Below are 19,232 nucleotides of genomic sequence, written 5' to 3' on the forward strand. Positions count from 1 at the left end.
CAATGTATTTGGCTGCCCAACGTCGAATAGTGGAAACCGAGGGTGCGCACGCATCCCCAATCTTTTTGGCGATATCTCTAAGCTTCTTGATCATGTCTTCGTCACCCGGTAGCTTGTATTTACCGCGCTTAGTTAGGTCGTCCAGATACTTGCGTCGACGCAATGCCTCATCTCCATGTTTTTTGGGGAAGCATGAAATATCTGGAGGGACGTTCCGCACATACGGAACCCTCCCAAGGTATGGCTGATCAGCGGAGATCTCGATCTCGCGCTTCTCGTAGGCCTCATAGAACTCCTTCTCGGATAGCTTCGTGGGCTCACCAAGCTCATCGAAAAAGAGCAGCTTCCGGTCAATAAGCCTCTTCTCAAGCACCATCAGTACGCCACGAACGATGACGACCAATTTCACCCTAAGGGAAAAGGTTTGCATGACGGTGCCCCCCTTGCAGGAAGACCGGGGAGTCAGTGTCAATTGACCTATCAAGGTCAATGCCCACCACCCCAAGGCCTAACAAGCGCCAGGCTTTCCCCTCACCAACCACGTAGAGCAGATCTGCAACGGTCATAGGCGGCCATTCGTTGAAGGTCGCCATTACCTCCTCCAACGCCTGATGCGAAAGCTCTGGACCGCGCCGGTGATACATCAGCCTTCTAAGATTGGTAGCCAGGGGTTCAGCTTCAATTAACTTTTCAGTGATCACCGAAAAGTTACGGGCAGTGGCGTTGAAGTAGCGCTCAGCGGCATCCAGTCGCTGCCTGACGCTGGCAATCTTCAGTCGGTCGTGAGGCTTCACTTCAAACCACCACTCGCGCCCATCCGCGAGGAAAACCTGTACGTCTGGGTAATATTTGAAGTAGCCCTGGAGCGATGGAACACGTTCCTCACTGGGCTGCGGGACGTAGCCGATGACCGCAGGAGACAGCTCAAGAAGCCGAAAAAGAGCGCCTTCGAGCTGGGACTCCCAGGGCACAGGCTTTTTATTTTTGAGCGATGGGAAGTAGCCGCGGTAATGGTTGGACCGCCGCGTGACCACCTTTCGTACTGTCATGAAACACCTCCGAAAATCTCGAAACGAGCGCCGACGCTGCGCCAAAAAATCAAGGCGCAGGGCGGGCGAAGTGAGGCCTTTCGACAGGCAACACTGTGCCGTCGAGTAACCTCGCTAAGGTCGAAAAAATGGGAGAGGATTGACAGTCGCTTCGAAAAAGCAGACATTGCGGGTTCTGAGGACGCAAGTCTGCTTCGCTAAGCGCGGTCAGTCCTCTCGGGATTGATCGCGTTTTTCTACATTTTCAGGTCTCCTTTTCTCTCATTGGTCATGACTCTCATGACTGATCAGAATCTAAAGCAATCGGCTTGCTCTCTTTATTTCTAAACGGCCACTTCGTGATCGCTGGAGCAATTTGGATCAGGTCTGAAGCTCTCGCTTCAATCAGCTGATTTGGCTGAAAATCTTCAGTGCAAAGCGGAAAAGTTGGTCATAGATCTTATTCCAACATCCCTTCGAAATCTACAAAAAATCCAAAATGGCAACTTCCACCAAATTCCATTTCCATACTAAATTGTTCAAATTAATACTTAACACGTACGCTTAATTAACTATTAAGGTGTTCAAATATTAGTTTTAAAGTCCTCTCAATCTCTCTGCTGCTCAGATCCGCCCGCCGACCCTCTCAGCACTTCCAGCGCCCCATCAAATCACTTCCTCAAATCCCCCCATCTGCATCATTTTCCAATGAGCGGAGTAGGGCGCCCCGGCAGGAATTCCAGGCAAAAAAAAGCCCGCGAAGGCGGGCTTGATGGTGACCGACAGGGGCCATGGTTGAAGCCCGGCCGGTCATCTATTTGTGAAAGCGTGCAGCTTTTCTGTGAACCTACAAGTAATCAGAAGTCCAGGTTAGCCACCGACAGCGCGTTGCTTTCAATGAACTCGCGACGAGGCTCCACCGCATCGCCCATCAGAGTGTTGAAGATCTGATCGGCAGCGATCGCATCTTCGATGGTGACCTTGAGCATGCGACGCACGGCCGGGTCCATGGTGGTCTCCCACAGCTGGTCCGGGTTCATCTCGCCAAGACCTTTGTATCGCTGGATGGTGTGGCGCTTGGTGCTTTCGGCCATCAACCAGTCCAGACCTTCCTTGAACTCGTTGATCGCTTTCTTGCGCTCACCGCGCTGCACGTAGGCGCCTTCTTCCAGCAACGACGCCAGCTGAGCACCGAGCGCGGTGACAGTGCGGTAATCGTTGCTGCCGAAGAAGTCACGGTTGAAGGTCACATAGCTGGCCAGGCCATGGGAGGTGATTTCCACCTCCGGCAACCAGATATTGCGCTCACGGTCTTCACGCAGGCTGGTCTTGTACAGCAGACCAGACTTCTCGACGCCGTTCAGGCGCTCCTGGAACTTGTCCAGCCACTCCTGCATCGCGGCGTGGTTGGACAGCTGCTCCACGGAAACTGCCGGCAGGTACAGGAAGTGCTCGGTCAGCTCCTGTGGATAAAGGCGCGACAGGCGCTTCAGGGTTTTCATCACGCCACGGAATTCATTGACCAAGGCTTCCAGCGCCGGGCCGGAAATCGCCGGGGCAGACTCGTTCAGGTACAGGGCAGCGTCCTCGAGGGCCGACTGCGTCATGTATTCTTCCATGGCCTCGTCGTCCTTGATGTACTGCTCCTGCTTGCCCTTCTTGACCTTGTACAGCGGCGGCTGGGCGATGTAGATGTAGCCGCGCTCGACCAGCTCAGGCAATTGACGGAAGAAGAAGGTCAGCAGCAGGGTACGGATGTGCGAACCGTCAACGTCAGCATCGGTCATGATGATGATGTTGTGATAGCGCAGCTTCTCGATGTTGTACTCTTCGCGCCCGATACCACAGCCGAGAGCGGTGATCAGGGTGCCAACTTCCTGCGAAGAGATCATCTTGTCGAAACGGGCCTTCTCGACGTTGAGGATCTTGCCTTTCAACGGCAGGATGGCCTGGGTCTTGCGGTTACGACCCTGCTTGGCCGATCCACCCGCGGAGTCACCCTCCACCAGGTAGAGTTCGGAAAGGGCAGGGTCCTTCTCCTGGCAATCCGCCAGTTTGCCCGGCAGGCCGGCGATATCCAGTGCACCTTTGCGACGGGTCATTTCACGGGCTTTACGCGCCGCTTCACGGGCACGGGCAGCGTCGATCATCTTGCCAACAACGGCCTTGGCTTCGTTCGGGTTTTCCAGGAGGAAGTCGGAGAAGTACTTGCCCATCTCCTGTTCCACGGCAGTCTTCACTTCCGAGGAAACCAGCTTGTCCTTGGTCTGCGAGCTGAACTTCGGATCCGGCACCTTGACCGAGATGATCGCGGTCAGACCTTCACGGGCATCGTCACCGGTAGTCGCGACCTTGTTCTTCTTGGCCAGACCTTCCTGCTCGATGTAGTTGTTCAGGTTACGGGTCAGCGCGGAGCGGAAGCCAACCAGGTGGGTACCACCGTCGCGCTGCGGAATGTTGTTGGTGAAGCACAGCAGGTTTTCGTTGAAGCTGTCGTTCCACTGCAGGGCGATCTCGACGCCTACGCCATCTTCACGCTGCACGCTGAAATGGAAAACCTGGTTCACCGGAGTCTTGTTGGTGTTCAGGTATTCAACGAACGCACGCAGGCCACCTTCATAACGGAAGAACTCTTCCTTGCCTGCACGCTCGTCCTTCAGCTGGATACCGACGCCGGAGTTCAGGAAGGAAAGTTCACGAATCCGCTTGGCCAGGATGTCCCAGCTGAAGTGGATGTTCTTGAAGGTTTCAGCCGAAGGCTTGAAGTGAATCTGGGTACCAGTTGTTTCACTTTCGCCAACAATTTTCATCGGCGCTTGTGGAACACCGTGAACGTAGACCTGCTCCCAGATCTTGCCGCTGCGGCGAACGGTCAGGGTCAGTTCTTCGGAGAGGGCGTTTACTACCGAAACACCTACGCCGTGCAGACCACCGGAAACCTTGTAGGAGTTGTCGTCGAACTTACCGCCGGCGTGGAGAACGGTCATGATGACCTCTGCCGCGGAAACCCCTTCCTCTTTATGCACATCGACCGGAATGCCGCGACCGTTGTCGCGCACGGTGATGGATTCGTCAGGGTGAATGATTACGGTGATGTCGTCGCAATGGCCGGCGAGGGCTTCGTCGATCGAGTTGTCGACCACCTCGAACACCATGTGGTGCAGGCCGCTACCATCATCGGTGTCGCCAATGTACATACCGGGACGTTTGCGTACGGCATCAAGCCCTTTCAGCACCTTGATGCTGGAGGAGTCGTACGTTTGATTTTCGCTCATGCCTTCACTCCCGATGGTCGTGGGTCTGGGTGATACGGCCCTGTTCCACGTGGAACAAAGCAACCGGCGTATCCGTCTGCCAGCCTTCCCTCAGTAATTCGTGATCTACACAGGTGATAAACACCTGGCAGCGTAAGTCTTCCAGCAAGCGGCACAGCGCGCGACGGTGTTGCTCATCCAGCTCGGACGGCAAGTCATCCACCAGGTAAATACACTGACCGCGGCGCGCCTGGCTGACCAGGTGTCCTTGGGCGATACGCAACGCGCAAACCACCAACTTCTGCTGACCGCGGGACAGAATGTCCGCAGCATTGTTCGCCCCCAGCCGGAGGCGTAAATCTGCGCGTTGCGGACCAGCCTGGGTGTGCCCCATCTGCTGGTCACGTTGAAGAGAGGCCGCGAGCACGTCGATAAGCTCACGGTCCTTGTCCCAGCCTCGGTAATAACTGAGGGTAAGCCCCTCCAGCTCCAGCAATTCGCTGAGGATCTGCTCGAAGACAGGCTTCAACGCTTTGATGTAATTACGGCGATATTCGTCGATTTCAGCACTGGCCAAGGACAATTCACGGTCCCAGGCCGCTTGCGAAACGGCGTCAAGTGTACCATGCCGGAGCCAGGAGTTTCGCTGCCGCAGCGCCTTCTGCAGTCGTTGCCAGGTTCCCATAAAGCGGGGTTCCACGTGGAACACTCCCCAATCGAGGAACTGGCGGCGGATCTTCGGCGCACCTTCAAGCAGGCGGAAACTGTCTGGATTGATCAGCTGCAACGGCAGGATTTCTGCGAGTTGCGCGGTACCACGGGCATTCTGCCCGTCGATACGGATGGTGAAATCTCCCTGGCGTTCTCGGGACACACCAAGATTGCTCGATGCGCCATCTCCCAGTGCTACCTGACCAAAAACCGTACAAACGGCTTCTTCGTACTGGATGACCGGGTTCAGCCGAGTGCTACGGAATGAACGAGCCAGCCCCAACAGGTGAATGGCCTCCAGCACGCTGGTTTTACCACTGCCATTGGCACCGTAGAGGATGTTGATACGCGGGGAGGGGGAGAAGGTCACCGGGTGCAGGTTGCGCACCGCGGTGACAGAGACACGACTGAGGGACATCTAGGATTGTCTGGAAAGATTACAGACGCATCGGCATGACGACATAGGAGGAGTCATCATTGTCCGCTTCCTGCAGCAGCGCGCTGCTGTTGGAGTCGGACAGGATCAGACGAACCTGCTCGGTAGTCATTACGCCCAGCACGTCAAGCAGATAGCTGACGTTGAAGCCGATTTCCAGCGAAGCGCCGTTGTAGTCAACGCTGATCTCTTCTTCCGCTTCTTCCTGCTCAGGGTTGTTCGCCTGGATTTTCAACTGGCCAGCCGCCAGTTGCAGACGGATGCCACGGTACTTCTCGTTGGACAGGATCGCGGTGCGGCTGAAAGCCTCACGCAATGCCTGTCGGTCGCCCAGCACCAGCTTGTCGCCGCCTTTTGGCAGCACGCGCTCGTAATCAGGGAACTTGCCGTCCACCAGTTTCGAGGTAAAGGTGAACTCACCGGTAGTGGCGCGAATGTGATGCTGACCCAAGACGATGCTGACGGTGCCATCCGGCTCGGTGAGCAGGCGTGCGAGCTCTAGGATACCTTTGCGCGGCACGATCACCTGGTGACGGTCGGCCTGACCGATGTCGGCGCTCATCGAACACATGGCCAGACGGTGACCGTCAGTGGCAACTGCACGCAGGGTACCTGTGGATACTTCAAGCAGCATGCCGTTGAGGTAATAGCGCACGTCCTGCTGGGCCATGGCAAAGCTGGTGCGTTCGATCAAGCGACGCAAGCGGCTTTGCTCCAGGGTGCAAGTCAGCGAGCCTGGACCTTCTTCCACGGTCGGGAAGTCGTTGGCTGGCAGGGTCGAAAGCGTGAAGCGGCTACGACCGGCCTTGACCAGCAGCTTCTGTTCATCGACCTTGATATCGATCAGCGCATCGTTCGGCAGGCTTTTGCAGATATCCATCAGCTTGCGCGCAGGTACGGTGATCTCGCCCGGCTCGGCCGGCTCTTCCAGTTGGACGCGGCCCACCAGTTCGACTTCGAGGTCGGTACCGGTCAGCGACAACTGTTGACCCTGGACCACCAGCAGTACGTTGGACAGTACCGGCAAGGTCTGGCGGCGCTCGACGACGCCTGCGACCAGTTGCAGGGGTTTCAACAGGGCTTCGCGTTGAATGGTGAAATGCATGGTCTAGTCCCTTGCCTAGAAAAGCTGCGCTGACATCAGGTGGTCAAGGTCCGCAGCAGGTTCTTGTAGTCCTCGCGGATATCCGCGTCGGATTCCTTGAGTTCGTTGATCTTGCGGCAGGCGTGCAGCACGGTGGTGTGATCGCGGCCGCCGAATACATCGCCGATTTCCGGCAGACTGTGGTTGGTCAATTCCTTGGACAGGGCCATGGCAACCTGCCGTGGGCGAGCCACCGAACGCGAGCGACGCTTGGACAGCAGATCGGAAATCTTGATCTTGTAGTACTCGGCGACGGTGCGCTGGATGTTATCCACACTCACCAGCTTGTCCTGCAGGGCCAGCAAATCCTTCAGCGATTCACGAATCAGTTCGATGGTGATATCGCGGCCCATGAAGTGGGAGTGGGCGATTACACGCTTAAGTGCACCTTCGAGTTCGCGAACGTTGGAGCGAATGCGCTGGGCAATGAAGAACGCGGCGTCATGCGGCAGCTCGACCTTGGCCTGGTCGGCCTTCTTCATCAGGATCGCAACACGGGTTTCCAGCTCCGGCGGCTCGACCGCAACGGTCAAGCCCCAGCCGAAGCGGGATTTCAATCGCTCTTCCAGGCCTTCGATCTCCTTGGGATAACGGTCGCTGGTGAGGATCACCTGCTGGCCGCCTTCAAGAAGGGCATTGAAGGTGTGGAAAAACTCTTCCTGGGAGCGCTCCTTGCGAGCAAAGAACTGGATGTCGTCGATCAGCAAGGCGTCCACAGAACGATAGAAACGCTTGAACTCGTTGATCGCATTGAGCTGCAACGCCTTGACCATGTCCGCGACAAAGCGCTCGGAATGCAGGTAAACAACCTTGGCGTTGGGGTTCTTCTTGAGCAGATGGTTACCCACAGCATGCATCAAGTGGGTCTTACCCAAGCCTACGCCCCCATAAAGGAAGAGCGGGTTGTAGCCGTGCTTGGGGTTGTCCGCCACCTGCCAGGCTGCAGCACGGGCCAGCTGGTTGGATTTACCTTCCACGAAGTTTTCGAAGGTAAAGGTCCGGTTGAGGTAGCTGGTGTGCTTGAGTGCACCCTCGACCTGCACGGTACGCTGTTCCGAACGACCGTTGGCGGCAACGGGAGCAGCGGCCGGAGCGTCGCCCCCCATCGCATCGAAGCTTTCCCGGGACGGCGCTTCTTCAATTGCAGGCTCGGCAACAGGCGCAGAAGGGGCGTGGTTGACCGGCTCGCTGACGGCTGGCGCCGGTGCAACCTTGGCAGCTGCCGCCTGGGAAGCAGCCACGGCAGCTGCGAGCGGTGCGTTGGGTGCTGCACGCGGAGCCGAGCTGCGACGGCTGCCTATTAATAAGGAGAGCGCCGGCACGGAACCGTTGCCGTGTTCACCGAGCAGTTCCAGCAAACGGCCCAGGTACTTTTCATTGACCCAGTCGAGTACGAAACGGTTAGGCGCGTAGACGCGCAACTCGTCGCCTTCGGCTTCGACTTGTAGCGGACGGATCCAGGTATTGAATTGCTGGGTAGGCAGCTCATCGCGCAGAAGCTCCACGCACTGCTGCCAAAGTTCCACTGACACGGATATCCCCTGAGTTTGGAAGCCCGGTAAGGGCCGGTGAGGCAAAAACAAGCAGCCATTGTACCGGGCACCCGCACACTTATCCACACGCAGTAGGCCCAAGAGAGGCGTTAAATCAGTCATTTACTGACCAAAATGCTTTTGGGCCCGCCTGAATAAGCTCTGTGGATAACCATCGATAAGGGCTATGCACAAGTCGGGGTCCAAGCCTGTGGAAAACTAGCCTGTGGAAAAGTAGCGATTTTATCCACTGCTTTTCCGAGCATCCGGCACAAGCAAAGCACCGTTTCCCGACAGGGTTTTGAATCTTTGTACAACACGCAGAACAAGGCTTTCAGAGATCTATCCACAGAAATTCCGATGCTAAGATTCATAAGTTCTTCAGAAAAGCTTTAAATACCTTTCCTCTTTTTTTTTATGTCTAACCGCGGTGACCCTGACGAACCGGGCCGGATCGAATCCCGACCGGTTTTTCGTTCTATAAGGAAAAGCTGGTTGGAAATTGACCTACGGACCTGCTTTCTCTAGAATCGCCGGTCTCTTAAAACGGGGGCCATTCCGGCCCGTAGTCACGAACCAGGTAACACGCCATGAAACGTACTTTCCAACCAAGCACCATCAAGCGCGCTCGCACTCACGGTTTCCGTGCACGTATGGCCACCAAGAACGGCCGTGCTGTTCTGTCCCGCCGTCGTGCCAAAGGCCGTAAGCGCCTGGCAGTTTGATTTTCGGCACAGGTGGTGAGTCAGGACTTCAGTCGGGATAAGCGTCTACTGACACCCCGACACTTCAAAGCGGTCTTTGACTCTCCATCAGGCAAGGTGCCCGGCAAGAGTCTCTTGCTGCTTGCCCGCGAAAACGGATTGGATCATCCCCGTCTGGGCCTGGTGATCGGCAAAAAAGCCGTAAAGCTTTCCGTTCAGCGCAATCGCTTGAAGCGTTTGATGCGCGATTCGTTTCGTCGACACCAGGAAATCCTGGCCGGCTGGGACATAGTCATCGTCGCGCGCAAAGGCCTTGGCGATATAGAAAACCCGGAATTGCACCAGCATTTTGGCAAGATCTGGAAGCGCCTCGCTCGTACTCGGCCCTCTCCAGAGGTCAAGACCGAATCCGTAGGGGTGGACCGTCCAGATGCGTAAACTGGCCCTCGTTCCGATCCAGTTTTACCGTTACGCCATCAGCCCGTTGATGGCCAGCCATTGCCGTTTCTACCCAAGTTGCTCCTGCTATGCGTACGAAGCCATCGAAACACATGGTCTTTTACGCGGCGGGTGGCTGACCGTTCGTCGGCTGGGTCGTTGTCATCCCTGGAATGCAGGCGGTTTTGATCCGGTTCCGCCCGTTCCTTCCTCCCGTACTTCTTCGATAGCCGAGTAATCATGGATATTAAACGCACGATCCTGATCGCCGCCCTGGCAATCGTGTCCTATGTCATGGTCCTCAAGTGGAACCAGGACTACGGCCAGGCTGCCCTGCCGAATCAGACTGCTGCCTCCAGCACCATCGCGCCTTCCCTGCCGGACAGCACCGGTGCCGGCAATACCAATGCCGACATTCCGAGCGTCAACGCCGAAGCCCCGGCGGAACAGGCACCGGTCGCTGTCAGCAAGGATCTGATCCGCGTCAAGACCGATGTACTCGATCTGGCTATCGACCCTACGGGTGGCGATATTGTCCAGTTGACCCTGCCGAAGTACCCACGTCGCCAGGATCATCCGGAAATTCCGTTCCAGTTGTTCGATAACGGTGGCGAACGTGTTTATCTGGCCCAGAGCGGCCTGATCGGCGCCAACGGCCCGGACTCACGTGCTGCTGGCCGTCCGATTTATGCTGCCGAGCAAAAAAGTTATCAACTGGCCGATGGCCAGGACCAACTGGTCGTCGACCTGAAGTTCAGCGACGCCGGCGTCAACTACATCAAGCGTTTCACCCTGAAACGCGGCGAGTACGACCTGAAGGTCAGCTACCTGATCGACAATCAGAGCGGCCAGCCCTGGACCGGCAACATGTTCGGCCAACTGAAGCGTGACGCCAGCTCCGATCCTTCGTCGTCGACCGCCACCGGTACTGCCACCTATCTGGGTGCTGCCCTGTGGACAAGTTCCGAGCCCTACAAGAAAGTGTCCATGAAGGACATGGACAAGGGCAATTTGAAAGAAAATGTGAACGGCGGCTGGGTCGCCTGGCTGCAGCACTACTTCGTGACGGCCTGGATCCCGGAAAAATCCGATAACAACTTCGTTCAGACCCGCAAGGATAGCCAAGGCAACTACATCATCGGTTACAACGGTCCTGCGTTGAACGTTGCCGCTGGCGCCAAGGCTGAAACCAGCAGCACCCTGTACGCCGGTCCGAAGATCCAGAGCAAGCTGAAGGAGTTGTCCCCAGGCCTGGAGCTGACCGTCGACTACGGCATCCTGTGGTTCATTGCCCAGCCGATCTTCTGGCTGCTGCAACATATCCACAGCCTGCTCGGCAACTGGGGCTGGTCGATCATCGTCCTGACCATGCTGATCAAGGGCCTGTTCTTCCCGCTGTCCGCCGCCAGCTACCGTTCGATGGCGCGCATGCGTGCTGTTGCGCCGCGCCTGGCCCAATTGAAAGAACAGTTCGGTGACGATCGCCAGAAGATGTCCCAGGCGATGATGGAGCTGTACAAGAAAGAGAAGATCAACCCGCTGGGCGGCTGCTTGCCGATCCTGGTGCAGATGCCGGTCTTCCTTTCGCTGTACTGGGTACTCCTGGAAAGCGTGGAGATGCGCCAGGCTCCGTGGATGTTCTGGATCACCGACCTGTCGATCAAGGATCCGTTCTTCATCCTGCCGATCATCATGGGCGCGACCATGTTCATCCAGCAGCAGCTGAACCCGACCCCACCGGATCCGATGCAGGCCAAGGTAATGAAAATGATGCCGATCATCTTCACCTTCTTCTTCCTGTGGTTCCCGGCTGGTCTGGTGCTGTATTGGGTTGTGAACAACTGCCTGTCCATCGCACAGCAGTGGTACATCACCCGCAGTATCGAAAACGCGACCAAGAAGGCCGCAGCCTGACGGATTAGCCAGCTAATCTGTGGATAAACGCCCCACTCGTGGGGCGTTTTGCTATCTGACGTTTCTGTTTCGAGGCTATCGACATGACTTCCCGTCGCGAAACCATCACCGCCATCGCTACCGCCCAAGGCCGCGGCGGGGTAGGCATTGTGCGCATCTCCGGGCCATTGGCGCGCCAGGCCGGGCAAGCCATCACCGGTCGCGAACTGTCTCCGCGCCACGCCCACTACGGCCCGTTCCGCAGTGAAGACGGACTGGTGCTCGACGAGGGCATTGCCTTGTTCTTCCCCGGCCCTAATTCATTCACGGGCGAGGATGTGCTGGAACTGCAGGGCCACGGTGGTCCGGTGGTGCTGGATATGCTTCTGCAACGCTGTGTACAGCTCGGATGCCGTCTTGCGCGGCCGGGTGAGTTCAGCGAGCGCGCCTTCCTCAACGACAAGCTCGACCTGGCCCAGGCCGAAGCGATAGCCGACCTGATCGAGGCCAGTTCCGCCCAGGCAGCGCGCAATGCCCTTCGATCGCTTCAGGGAGAATTCTCCCGGCGTGTGGATAACTTGACCGAGCGTCTGATCAGCCTGCGCATCTACGTGGAAGCAGCGATCGACTTTCCCGAAGAGGAAATCGATTTCCTCGCCGATGGCCATGTGCTGGGCATGCTTGACCAGGTGCGCAGCGATCTGGCCTCGGTAATGCGCGAAGCCGGACAGGGTGCCTTGCTGCGCGACGGCATGACAGTCGTGATCGCCGGTCGTCCCAACGCTGGCAAGTCCAGCCTGTTGAACATGCTTGCCGGTCGTGAAGCGGCAATCGTCACCGATATTGCCGGCACCACCCGGGACATCCTGCGGGAACATATCCACATAGACGGCATGCCCCTGCATGTAGTGGACACTGCCGGCTTGCGCGACACAGACGACCATGTGGAAAAGATCGGCGTGGAACGCGCTCTGAAGGCGATTGGCGAAGCGGACCGGGTGCTCCTGGTAGTGGATGCCACTGCGCCGGAAGCCAGTGATCCCTTTGCCCTATGGCCGGAATTCCTCGATCAGCGACCGCGGCCGGACAAGGTCACCCTGATCCGTAACAAGGCCGACCTCAGCGGCGAATCCATCGGCATCGAGGAAAGCGAGGACGGGCATGTCACCATTACCCTCAGCGCCAAGGCGCCGGATCAAGGCCTGGATCTGCTACGCGATCATTTGAAGGCCTGCATGGGCTACGAACAGACGGCCGAAAGCGGTTTCAGCGCCCGCCGGCGACATCTGGATGCCCTGCGCCAGGCCAGCGCCAGCCTTGAGCATGGTCGTGAACAACTGACCCTGGCCGGCGCGGGTGAGCTATTGGCCGAAGATCTGCGCCAGGCACAGCAGGCGTTGGCTGAAATTACCGGCGCGTTCAGTTCAGACGATCTTCTGGGTCGTATCTTCTCCAGCTTCTGCATCGGCAAGTAAGCGTTCTTATCCACAAACGGGCCTGATTTGATCGGCCCGTTTGCTGCGTCCTGCTTCACCCTCCCTCATTTGACAACGGAAACCTACCGGCTCTGCTCTGGGGCTTTCGGCTGCCCGCGTGTTTACACAGGGAGAATGAGCCCTGTGGAAAACCCGCCTTCAGCTCCGTTGATAACCTGGCCTGAGGGGTGGAGATAAATCCACCTGTGGGTAACAAGCAATTTAATCCACAGGTTCCGGACGCTTATCCATAACCCTCATTGCCCTTGGGCCACAGGGTTATGAATCTCTGTACATCAGGCATCATATGGGCTCTAAGCACTTATCCACAGAAAGGTCGCGGATTAAGAATAAACATAAAAACAAAGCTTTTATAAATCTTCCTTTCGTTATTTCTATTGCCGGCCATTCATCCACAGGCTGGTTAAATTTTGTGCAAAAGGTTCCTTTAGGAGGGCAGAAGTCCCTATACTTGGCAGCTATCCCTTTTACATTCCCGAAACAGGCACGAGGTGCGTGGTGGATTTCCCTTCCCGTTTTGAAGTGATCGTCATCGGCGGCGGCCATGCCGGTACCGAGGCTGCGCTTGCATCAGCACGCATGGGCGTGAAAACCCTGCTGCTGACCCATAACGTGGAAACCCTCGGGCACATGAGCTGCAACCCGGCCATTGGTGGCATCGGCAAGAGTCACCTGGTCAAGGAAATCGATGCGCTGGGTGGTGCGATGGCGCTGGCCACCGACAAGAGCGGCATCCAGTTCCGCGTACTGAACAACCGCAAAGGCCCGGCTGTGCGCGCGACTCGTGCACAGGCCGACCGCGCCATCTATAAGGCGGTGGTCCGGGAAATCCTGGAAAACCAGCCGAACCTGTGGATATTCCAGCAGTCCTGCGACGACCTGATTGTCGAGCAGGACCAGGTGCGCGGTGTGGTGACCCAGATGGGCCTGCGCTTCTTCGCCGACTCCGTGGTACTGACCACTGGCACCTTCCTCGCCGGACTTATCCACATCGGCCTGCAGAACTATTCCGGTGGCCGTGCCGGCGATCCGCCCGCGATCGCCCTGGCCCACCGCCTGCGTGAGTTGCCACTGCGCGTCGGCCGCCTGAAAACCGGGACACCGCCGCGGATCGACGGGCGCTCGGTGGACTTCTCGGTGATGTCGGAACAGCCAGGCGATACGCCGATCCCGGTGATGTCGTTCATGGGCTCCAAGGAGATGCATCCGCGTCAGGTCAGTTGCTGGATTACCCACACCAACGCGCGCACTCACGAAATCATCGCGTCCAACCTGGACCGCTCGCCCATGTACTCGGGCGTGATCGAAGGCATCGGCCCGCGTTACTGCCCGTCGATCGAAGACAAGATCCATCGCTTTGCCGACAAGGAAAGCCACCAGGTGTTCATCGAGCCGGAAGGCCTGAACACCCACGAGCTTTACCCGAACGGGATATCCACCTCCTTGCCGTTCGATGTGCAGTTGCAGATCGTCCGTTCGATCCGCGGTATGGAAAATGCCCATATCGTTCGCCCGGGATACGCCATCGAGTACGACTACTTCGATCCGCGCGACCTGAAGTACAGCCTGGAAACCAAGGTTATCGGCGGTCTGTTCTTCGCTGGCCAGATCAACGGCACCACCGGCTACGAAGAAGCCGGTGCACAAGGCCTGCTGGCCGGGACCAACGCCGCGCTGCGCGCGCAGGGCCGGGAAAGCTGGTGCCCGCGCCGCGACGAGGCGTACATCGGTGTGTTGGTCGACGACCTGATCACCCTCGGTACCCAGGAGCCGTACCGCATGTTCACTTCGCGCGCCGAATACCGGCTGATCCTGCGCGAGGACAACGCCGACCTGCGCCTGACCGAAAAAGGTCGCGAACTGGGTCTGGTGGATGACGACCGTTGGGCCGCTTTCTGCGCCAAGCGCGAAGGCATCGAACGGGAAGAGCAGCGCTTGAAAGCGACCTGGGTTCGTCCGGACACCGAACAAGGCCAGGCGATCGTCGAGCGTTTCGGTACGCCGCTGGCACATGAGTACAACCTGCTCAACCTGTTGAGCCGACCGGAAATCGATTACGCCGGCCTGGTGGAAGTGACCGGTGGCAGCGACGCCAGTGACCAGGTCGCCGAGCAGGTCGAGATCAAGACCAAATACGCCGGTTACATCGACCGGCAACAGGAAGAAATCGCTCGCCTGCGCGCCAGCGAAGATACCCGCCTGCCAGACGACATCGAATACAGCTCGATTTCCGGTCTGTCCAAGGAGATCCAGGGCAAGCTCGGCCAGACCCGGCCCGAGACCCTGGGCCAGGCGTCGCGTATTCCCGGTGTGACCCCGGCGGCGATCTCCCTGTTGTTGATCCACCTGAAAAAACGCGGCGCAGGCCGCGGTCTGGAGCAAAGCGCTTGAGTTCTATGGTCAACGCAAAACATGCCGAAGAGTTGTCCACAGGCGCGCGCCAGCTCGGTCTTGAATTGAGTGAGTTCCAGCAGCAGAAGCTGCTGGAGTACCTGGCCCTGCTGATCAAATGGAACAAGGCCTACAACCTCACCGCAGTGCGCGATCCGGACGAGATGGTGTCCCGCCATCTGCTGGACAGCCTGAGCGTGATGAGTTTTATCCACAGCGCGAACTGGCTGGATGTCGGCAGCGGCGGTGGCATGCCTGGCATTCCATTGTCTATCCTGCATCCGGACAAGCAGGTCACGGTGCTCGACAGCAACGGCAAGAAGACCCGTTTCCTGACTCAGGTGAAACTGGAGCTGAAGCTGGACAACCTCACGGTTATCCACAAGCGGGTGGAAGAGTTCCAGCCGGCGCAGCCGTTCACCGGGATCATTTCCCGTGCTTTCAGCAGCATGGAGAACTTCACCAACTGGACGCGGCACCTGGGGGATTCCCAGACACAGTGGCTGGCAATGAAAGGACTGCATCCGGCCGATGAGCTGGTAGCATTGCCGGCGGATTTCAAAGTGGATAGCGAGCAGGCCTTGACCGTACCCGGTTGCCAAGGCCAGCGCCATCTGCTGATACTGCGCCGCACGGCATGACTGGGAACACAAGCAAGAATGGCTAAGGTATTCGCGATCGCGAACCAGAAGGGGGGTGTGGGTAAAACCACTACCTGCATCAATCTCGCGGCGTCGCTGGTAGCGACCAAGCGCCGCGTGCTGTTGATCGACCTCGATCCACAGGGCAACGCCACCATGGGCAGTGGTGTGGATAAACATGTCCTGGAACATTCGGTCTACGACTTGCTGATCGGCGAATGCGACCTGGCCCAGGCCATGCATTTTTCCGAGCACGGTGGTTACCAATTGCTGCCGGCCAACCGCGACCTGACCGCCGCCGAGGTGGTCCTGCTGGAAATGCAGATGAAGGAAAGCCGCCTGCGCAATGCGTTGGCGCCGATTCGCGAGAACTACGACTACATTCTCATCGACTGCCCGCCGTCGCTGTCGATGCTCACGCTCAATGCCCTGGTCGCGTCCGATGGCGTGATCATTCCCATGCAGTGCGAATACTACGCGCTGGAAGGTCTCAGCGACCTTGTGGATAACATCAAGCGCATCGCTGCCCGGCTGAACCCGGCGTTGAAGATCGAAGGCCTGCTGCGGACCATGTACGATCCGCGCCTGAGCCTGAACAACGACGTCTCGGTGCAGCTCAAGGAGCACTTCGGCGAGCAGCTTTATGACACCGTGATCCCGCGCAACATCCGCCTGGCCGAAGCACCGAGCTTCGGGATGCCGGCATTGGCGTACGACAAGCAATCCCGTGGCGCCCTGGCTTATCTGGCCCTGGCCGGAGAGTTCCATCGCCGCCAGCGTCGTCAATCTCGCACTGCACAAACAACTTAAGGAATCCGCATGGCCGTCAAGAAACGAGGTCTCGGACGTGGGTTGGATGCACTGTTGAGTGGTCCGACCGTCAGCTCGCTCGAAGAGCAGGCTGTAAAGGTCGACAAGAAAGAACTGCAACACCTGCCGGTCGAATTGATCCAGCGCGGCAAATACCAGCCGCGTCGGGACATGAACCCGCAAGCCCTGGAAGAATTGGCCCAGTCGATCAAGGGGCAGGGCGTGATGCAGCCGATCGTCGTGCGTCCGATCGAGGGAGGCCGCTACGAGATCATCGCAGGTGAACGCCGCTGGCGTGCCACCCAGCTGGCTGGCCTGGACAGCATTCCGGCCATGGTCCGCGATGTTCCGGACGAGGCTGCCATCGCCATGGCGCTGATCGAGAATATCCAGCGCGAGGACCTCAACCCGGTCGAGGAAGCTATCGCCCTGCAGCGCCTGCAGACCGAATTCCAGCTCACCCAGCAACAGGTCGCCGATGCCGTGGGCAAGTCACGGGTGACCGTGGCCAACCTGCTGCGCCTGATCTCTCTTCCTGACGCGATCAAGACCATGCTGTCCCATGGCGACCTGGAGATGGGGCACGCGCGTGCGCTGCTCGGATTGCCTGAAGAACAGCAGGTCGACGGGGCGCGACACGTTGTCGCACGGGGTTTGACCGTTCGTCAGACTGAAGCCCTGGTTCGACAGTGGTTGAACGGCAAGCCCGAGCCGGTCGAACCGGCCAAGTCTGACCCGGACATTACCCGCCTGGAACAGCGTCTGGCCGAGCGCCTGGGCTCTTCGGTGCAGATCCGCCATGGCAACAAGGGCAAGGGGCAACTGGTTATTCGCTATAACTCGCTGGACGAGTTGCAGGGCGTTCTTGCTCACATCCGCTGAAACAATTCCCTTTGTAGCGCGCAGTCGGAAATCACTACCCGGCAGTTGAATAGGGGTTAATCCGCCCCTATACTCTGCGCGCATTTTGTCGGCACAAATTATGCCAAGTCATAGTTGACTGGTTGGCCGACTTCGGGAGAGCAGTTTTGATGGAAACCCGCACGCCAAACCGCCTGCCTTTCCATCGCTGGGCGGTTTTCCCGGTACTGCTGGCCCAATGCGTCGTGTTTCTGTTGGCAGCTTTGGCTTTGTGGCAGTGGCGCGGGACAGTCAGCGGTTATTCAGGCCTCTGCGGAGGGCTGATCGCCTGGCTACCGAATGTGTATTTCGCCTGGAAGGCCTTCAGGTTCACCGGGGCCAGGGCAGCGCAAGCCATCGTCAAGTCGTTCTACGCAGGCGAGGCAGGCAAATTGATTTTGACGGCAGTGCTGTTTGCACTGACGTTCGCAGGAGTGAAGCCATTGGCGCCATTAGCAGTATTCGGCGTCTTCTTGCTGACCCAACTGGTCAGCTGGTTCGCGCCCCTGCTGATGAAAACAAGACTTTCGAGACCTTAGGGCGTTTGAGGCAAACATGGCAGCAGAAACCGCTTCGGGCTATATCCAGCACCACTTGCAGAACCTGACCTTCGGTCAACTACCATCCGGCGGCTGGGGCTTTGCCCACAGTGCAGCGGAAGCCAAGGAAATGGGCTTCTGGGCGTTCCACGTGGACACCCTGGGTTGGTCGTTCGGCCTGGGCCTGATCTTCATTCTTCTCTTCCGCGCTGCCGCGAAGAAAGCGACCTCCGGCCTGCCCGGCGGTCTGCAGAACTTCGTCGAAGTGCTGGTCGAGTTCGTCAATGGCAGCGTGAAGGACTCCTTCCATGGCCGCAGCGCGGTCATCGCCCCGCTGGCCCTGACCATCTTCGTGTGGGTGTTCCTGATGAACGCCATCGACCTGGTACCGGTCGACTGGATCCCGCAACTGGCGATCCTGATCTCCGGCGACCCGCACATTCCGTTCCGTGCCGTTTCCACCACCGACCCGAACGCCACCCTGGCCATGGCCTTCTGCGTGTTCGCCCTGATCATCTTCTACAGCATCAAGGTCAAGGGTCTAGGCGGTTTCATCGGCGAGCTGACCCTGCATCCGTTCGGCAGCAAGAACATCTTCGTCCAGGCACTGCTGATCCCGGTCAACTTCCTGCTCGAGTTCGTCACCCTGATCGCCAAGCCGATCTCGCTGGCACTGCGTCTGTTCGGCAACATGTACGCCGGCGAGCTGGTGTTCATCCTGATCGCGGTGATGTTCGGCGCCGGCCTGCTGTGGCTGAGCGGTCTCGGTATCGTCCTGCAGTGGGCGTGGGCGGTGTTCCACATCCTGATCATCACCCTGCAAGCATTCATCTTCATGATGCTCACCATCGTCTACCTGTCGATGGCGCACGAAGATAACCATTAAGACCGCCTGGCGTGTCTGATGACCCTCCCGTCGGTTCGAGGGAGGGTCGAAAACGTCCGCAAGGGCATCGCTGTACCAAACGATTTTGTTTTACCGCTTCAAACTAAAAAACCTAACCAATACGACGTAAAAGTCGGGAGGAAAGATGGAAACTGTAGTTGGTCTTACCGCTATCGCTGTTGCTCTGCTGATCGGCCTGGGTGCTCTGGGTACCGCCATTGGTTTCGGCCTGCTGGGCGGCAAGTTCCTGGAAGGCGCTGCTCGCCAGCCAGAGATGGTTCCAATGCTGCAAGTCAAGATGTTCATCGTTGCCGGTCTGCTCGACGCCGTAACCATGATCGGTGTTGGTATCGCTCTGTTCTTCACCTTCGCGAACCCCTTCGTTGGTCAAATCGCTGGCTGATCACTCGTTTCGACGAGTGGATTGGT

At 58.0% G+C, this 19,232-nt stretch carries 17 protein-coding genes and 1 pseudogene; 12 read left to right on the forward strand and 6 right to left on the reverse strand.

The annotated features are described in order from the left end of the window. The 6 genes and pseudogenes from N7650_RS16885 to dnaA all read right to left on the reverse strand — a co-directional run. Positions 1 to 430 (reverse strand): annotated as a pseudogene (locus tag N7650_RS16885) (integrase); the annotation flags it as partial. Continuing rightward, positions 411 to 1,049 carry a TnsA endonuclease N-terminal domain-containing protein gene (locus N7650_RS16890; RefSeq protein WP_011953077.1) on the reverse strand — a complete coding sequence of 213 codons (639 nt, stop codon included), beginning with the start codon at positions 1,047 to 1,049 and terminating at the stop codon, positions 411 to 413. The pseudogene N7650_RS16885 and the gene N7650_RS16890, both read right to left, overlap by 20 nt. A gap of 836 nt (positions 1,050 to 1,885) precedes the next feature. Further along, complete coding sequence (gene gyrB / locus N7650_RS16895) at positions 1,886 to 4,303, reverse strand: DNA topoisomerase (ATP-hydrolyzing) subunit B (protein ID WP_279899210.1); 2,418 nt, start codon at positions 4,301 to 4,303, stop codon at positions 1,886 to 1,888. Between the two features lie 4 nt (positions 4,304 to 4,307). Then, on the reverse strand, positions 4,308 to 5,411 hold the full coding sequence (recF, locus tag N7650_RS16900; protein ID WP_009402562.1) for a DNA replication/repair protein RecF: 1,104 nt from the start codon (positions 5,409 to 5,411) through the stop codon (positions 4,308 to 4,310). Between the two features lie 19 nt (positions 5,412 to 5,430). After that, positions 5,431 to 6,534, reverse strand: a complete 1,104-nt coding sequence (gene dnaN / locus N7650_RS16905) for a DNA polymerase III subunit beta (RefSeq protein WP_075804316.1) — start codon at positions 6,532 to 6,534, stop codon at positions 5,431 to 5,433. Positions 6,535 to 6,569: 35 nt separating this feature from the next. Then, the gene (gene dnaA / locus N7650_RS16910) at positions 6,570 to 8,105 is read right to left on the reverse strand and encodes a chromosomal replication initiator protein DnaA (RefSeq protein WP_009402560.1); all 1,536 of its coding nucleotides are present in this window, start codon (positions 8,103 to 8,105) and stop codon (positions 6,570 to 6,572) included. A 590-nt stretch (positions 8,106 to 8,695) separates the two neighbouring features. Between dnaA and rpmH the strand changes: the two genes are divergently transcribed. The 12 genes from rpmH (at position 8,696) to atpE (ending at position 19,206) form a co-directional block, all read left to right on the forward strand. Beyond that, positions 8,696 to 8,830 (forward strand): 50S ribosomal protein L34, encoded by a 135-nt coding sequence (gene rpmH, locus N7650_RS16915; protein WP_002551315.1) that lies wholly within the window; start codon positions 8,696 to 8,698, stop codon positions 8,828 to 8,830. Positions 8,831 to 8,842: 12 nt separating this feature from the next. After that, positions 8,843 to 9,247, forward strand: coding sequence for a ribonuclease P protein component (gene rnpA, locus N7650_RS16920; protein WP_009402547.1), 405 nt, complete (start codon positions 8,843 to 8,845; stop codon positions 9,245 to 9,247). Further along, positions 9,240 to 9,485 (forward strand): membrane protein insertion efficiency factor YidD, encoded by a 246-nt coding sequence (yidD, locus tag N7650_RS16925; RefSeq protein ID WP_009402541.1) that lies wholly within the window; start codon positions 9,240 to 9,242, stop codon positions 9,483 to 9,485. The genes rnpA and yidD overlap by 8 nt, the downstream gene beginning before the upstream one ends. A 2-nt stretch (positions 9,486 to 9,487) precedes the next feature. After that, positions 9,488 to 11,161, forward strand: coding sequence for a membrane protein insertase YidC (gene yidC, locus N7650_RS16930; RefSeq protein WP_009402540.1), 1,674 nt, complete (start codon positions 9,488 to 9,490; stop codon positions 11,159 to 11,161). Positions 11,162 to 11,244: 83 nt separating this feature from the next. After that, on the forward strand, positions 11,245 to 12,615 hold the full coding sequence (gene mnmE / locus N7650_RS16935; RefSeq protein ID WP_279899214.1) for a tRNA uridine-5-carboxymethylaminomethyl(34) synthesis GTPase MnmE: 1,371 nt from the start codon (positions 11,245 to 11,247) through the stop codon (positions 12,613 to 12,615). Between the two features lie 519 nt (positions 12,616 to 13,134). Continuing rightward, positions 13,135 to 15,027 carry a tRNA uridine-5-carboxymethylaminomethyl(34) synthesis enzyme MnmG gene (mnmG, locus tag N7650_RS16940; protein WP_009402538.1) on the forward strand — a complete coding sequence of 631 codons (1,893 nt, stop codon included), beginning with the start codon at positions 13,135 to 13,137 and terminating at the stop codon, positions 15,025 to 15,027. Beyond that, positions 15,024 to 15,668 (forward strand): 16S rRNA (guanine(527)-N(7))-methyltransferase RsmG, encoded by a 645-nt coding sequence (rsmG, locus tag N7650_RS16945; protein ID WP_279899216.1) that lies wholly within the window; start codon positions 15,024 to 15,026, stop codon positions 15,666 to 15,668. The genes mnmG and rsmG overlap by 4 nt, the downstream gene beginning before the upstream one ends. A gap of 18 nt (positions 15,669 to 15,686) precedes the next feature. After that, positions 15,687 to 16,478: a ParA family protein gene (locus N7650_RS16950; RefSeq protein ID WP_009402536.1), complete on the forward strand. Its 792-nt coding sequence runs from the start codon at positions 15,687 to 15,689 to the stop codon at positions 16,476 to 16,478. A 9-nt stretch (positions 16,479 to 16,487) separates the two neighbouring features. Beyond that, positions 16,488 to 17,360 (forward strand): ParB/RepB/Spo0J family partition protein, encoded by an 873-nt coding sequence (locus N7650_RS16955; RefSeq protein ID WP_279899217.1) that lies wholly within the window; start codon positions 16,488 to 16,490, stop codon positions 17,358 to 17,360. A gap of 149 nt (positions 17,361 to 17,509) precedes the next feature. Then, complete coding sequence (locus tag N7650_RS16960; protein WP_009402534.1) at positions 17,510 to 17,917, forward strand: F0F1 ATP synthase subunit I; 408 nt, start codon at positions 17,510 to 17,512, stop codon at positions 17,915 to 17,917. Positions 17,918 to 17,933: 16 nt separating this feature from the next. After that, positions 17,934 to 18,803, forward strand: coding sequence for a F0F1 ATP synthase subunit A (gene atpB, locus N7650_RS16965; RefSeq protein ID WP_009402532.1), 870 nt, complete (start codon positions 17,934 to 17,936; stop codon positions 18,801 to 18,803). Positions 18,804 to 18,948: 145 nt separating this feature from the next. Further along, positions 18,949 to 19,206, forward strand: coding sequence for a F0F1 ATP synthase subunit C (gene atpE / locus N7650_RS16970; RefSeq protein WP_003097235.1), 258 nt, complete (start codon positions 18,949 to 18,951; stop codon positions 19,204 to 19,206). Positions 19,207 to 19,232 lie beyond the last annotated feature (26 nt).

This window comes from Pseudomonas sp. GD04058 (genome assembly GCF_029836855.1).
Taxonomy (GTDB): domain Bacteria; phylum Pseudomonadota; class Gammaproteobacteria; order Pseudomonadales; family Pseudomonadaceae; genus Aquipseudomonas; species Aquipseudomonas bharatica.

Excerpts from the sequence above, each read along its gene's own strand:
- atpB (WP_009402532.1), top strand. The coding sequence starts at position 17,934 with ATGGCAGCAGAAACCGCTTCGGGCTATATCCAGCACCACTTGCAGAAC.
- N7650_RS16960 (WP_009402534.1), top strand. The coding sequence starts at position 17,510 with ATGGAAACCCGCACGCCAAACCGCCTGCCTTTCCATCGCTGGGCGGTT.
- recF (WP_009402562.1), bottom strand. The coding sequence starts at position 5,411 with ATGTCCCTCAGTCGTGTCTCTGTCACCGCGGTGCGCAACCTGCACCCG.
- yidD (WP_009402541.1), top strand. The coding sequence starts at position 9,240 with ATGCGTAAACTGGCCCTCGTTCCGATCCAGTTTTACCGTTACGCCATC.
- rpmH (WP_002551315.1), top strand. The coding sequence starts at position 8,696 with ATGAAACGTACTTTCCAACCAAGCACCATCAAGCGCGCTCGCACTCAC.
- N7650_RS16890 (WP_011953077.1), bottom strand. The coding sequence starts at position 1,049 with ATGACAGTACGAAAGGTGGTCACGCGGCGGTCCAACCATTACCGCGGC.
- mnmE (WP_279899214.1), top strand. The coding sequence starts at position 11,245 with ATGACTTCCCGTCGCGAAACCATCACCGCCATCGCTACCGCCCAAGGC.
- dnaN (WP_075804316.1), bottom strand. The coding sequence starts at position 6,534 with ATGCATTTCACCATTCAACGCGAAGCCCTGTTGAAACCCCTGCAACTG.
- atpE (WP_003097235.1), top strand. The coding sequence starts at position 18,949 with ATGGAAACTGTAGTTGGTCTTACCGCTATCGCTGTTGCTCTGCTGATC.
- N7650_RS16950 (WP_009402536.1), top strand. The coding sequence starts at position 15,687 with ATGGCTAAGGTATTCGCGATCGCGAACCAGAAGGGGGGTGTGGGTAAA.
- N7650_RS16955 (WP_279899217.1), top strand. The coding sequence starts at position 16,488 with ATGGCCGTCAAGAAACGAGGTCTCGGACGTGGGTTGGATGCACTGTTG.
- gyrB (WP_279899210.1), bottom strand. The coding sequence starts at position 4,303 with ATGAGCGAAAATCAAACGTACGACTCCTCCAGCATCAAGGTGCTGAAA.
- yidC (WP_009402540.1), top strand. The coding sequence starts at position 9,488 with ATGGATATTAAACGCACGATCCTGATCGCCGCCCTGGCAATCGTGTCC.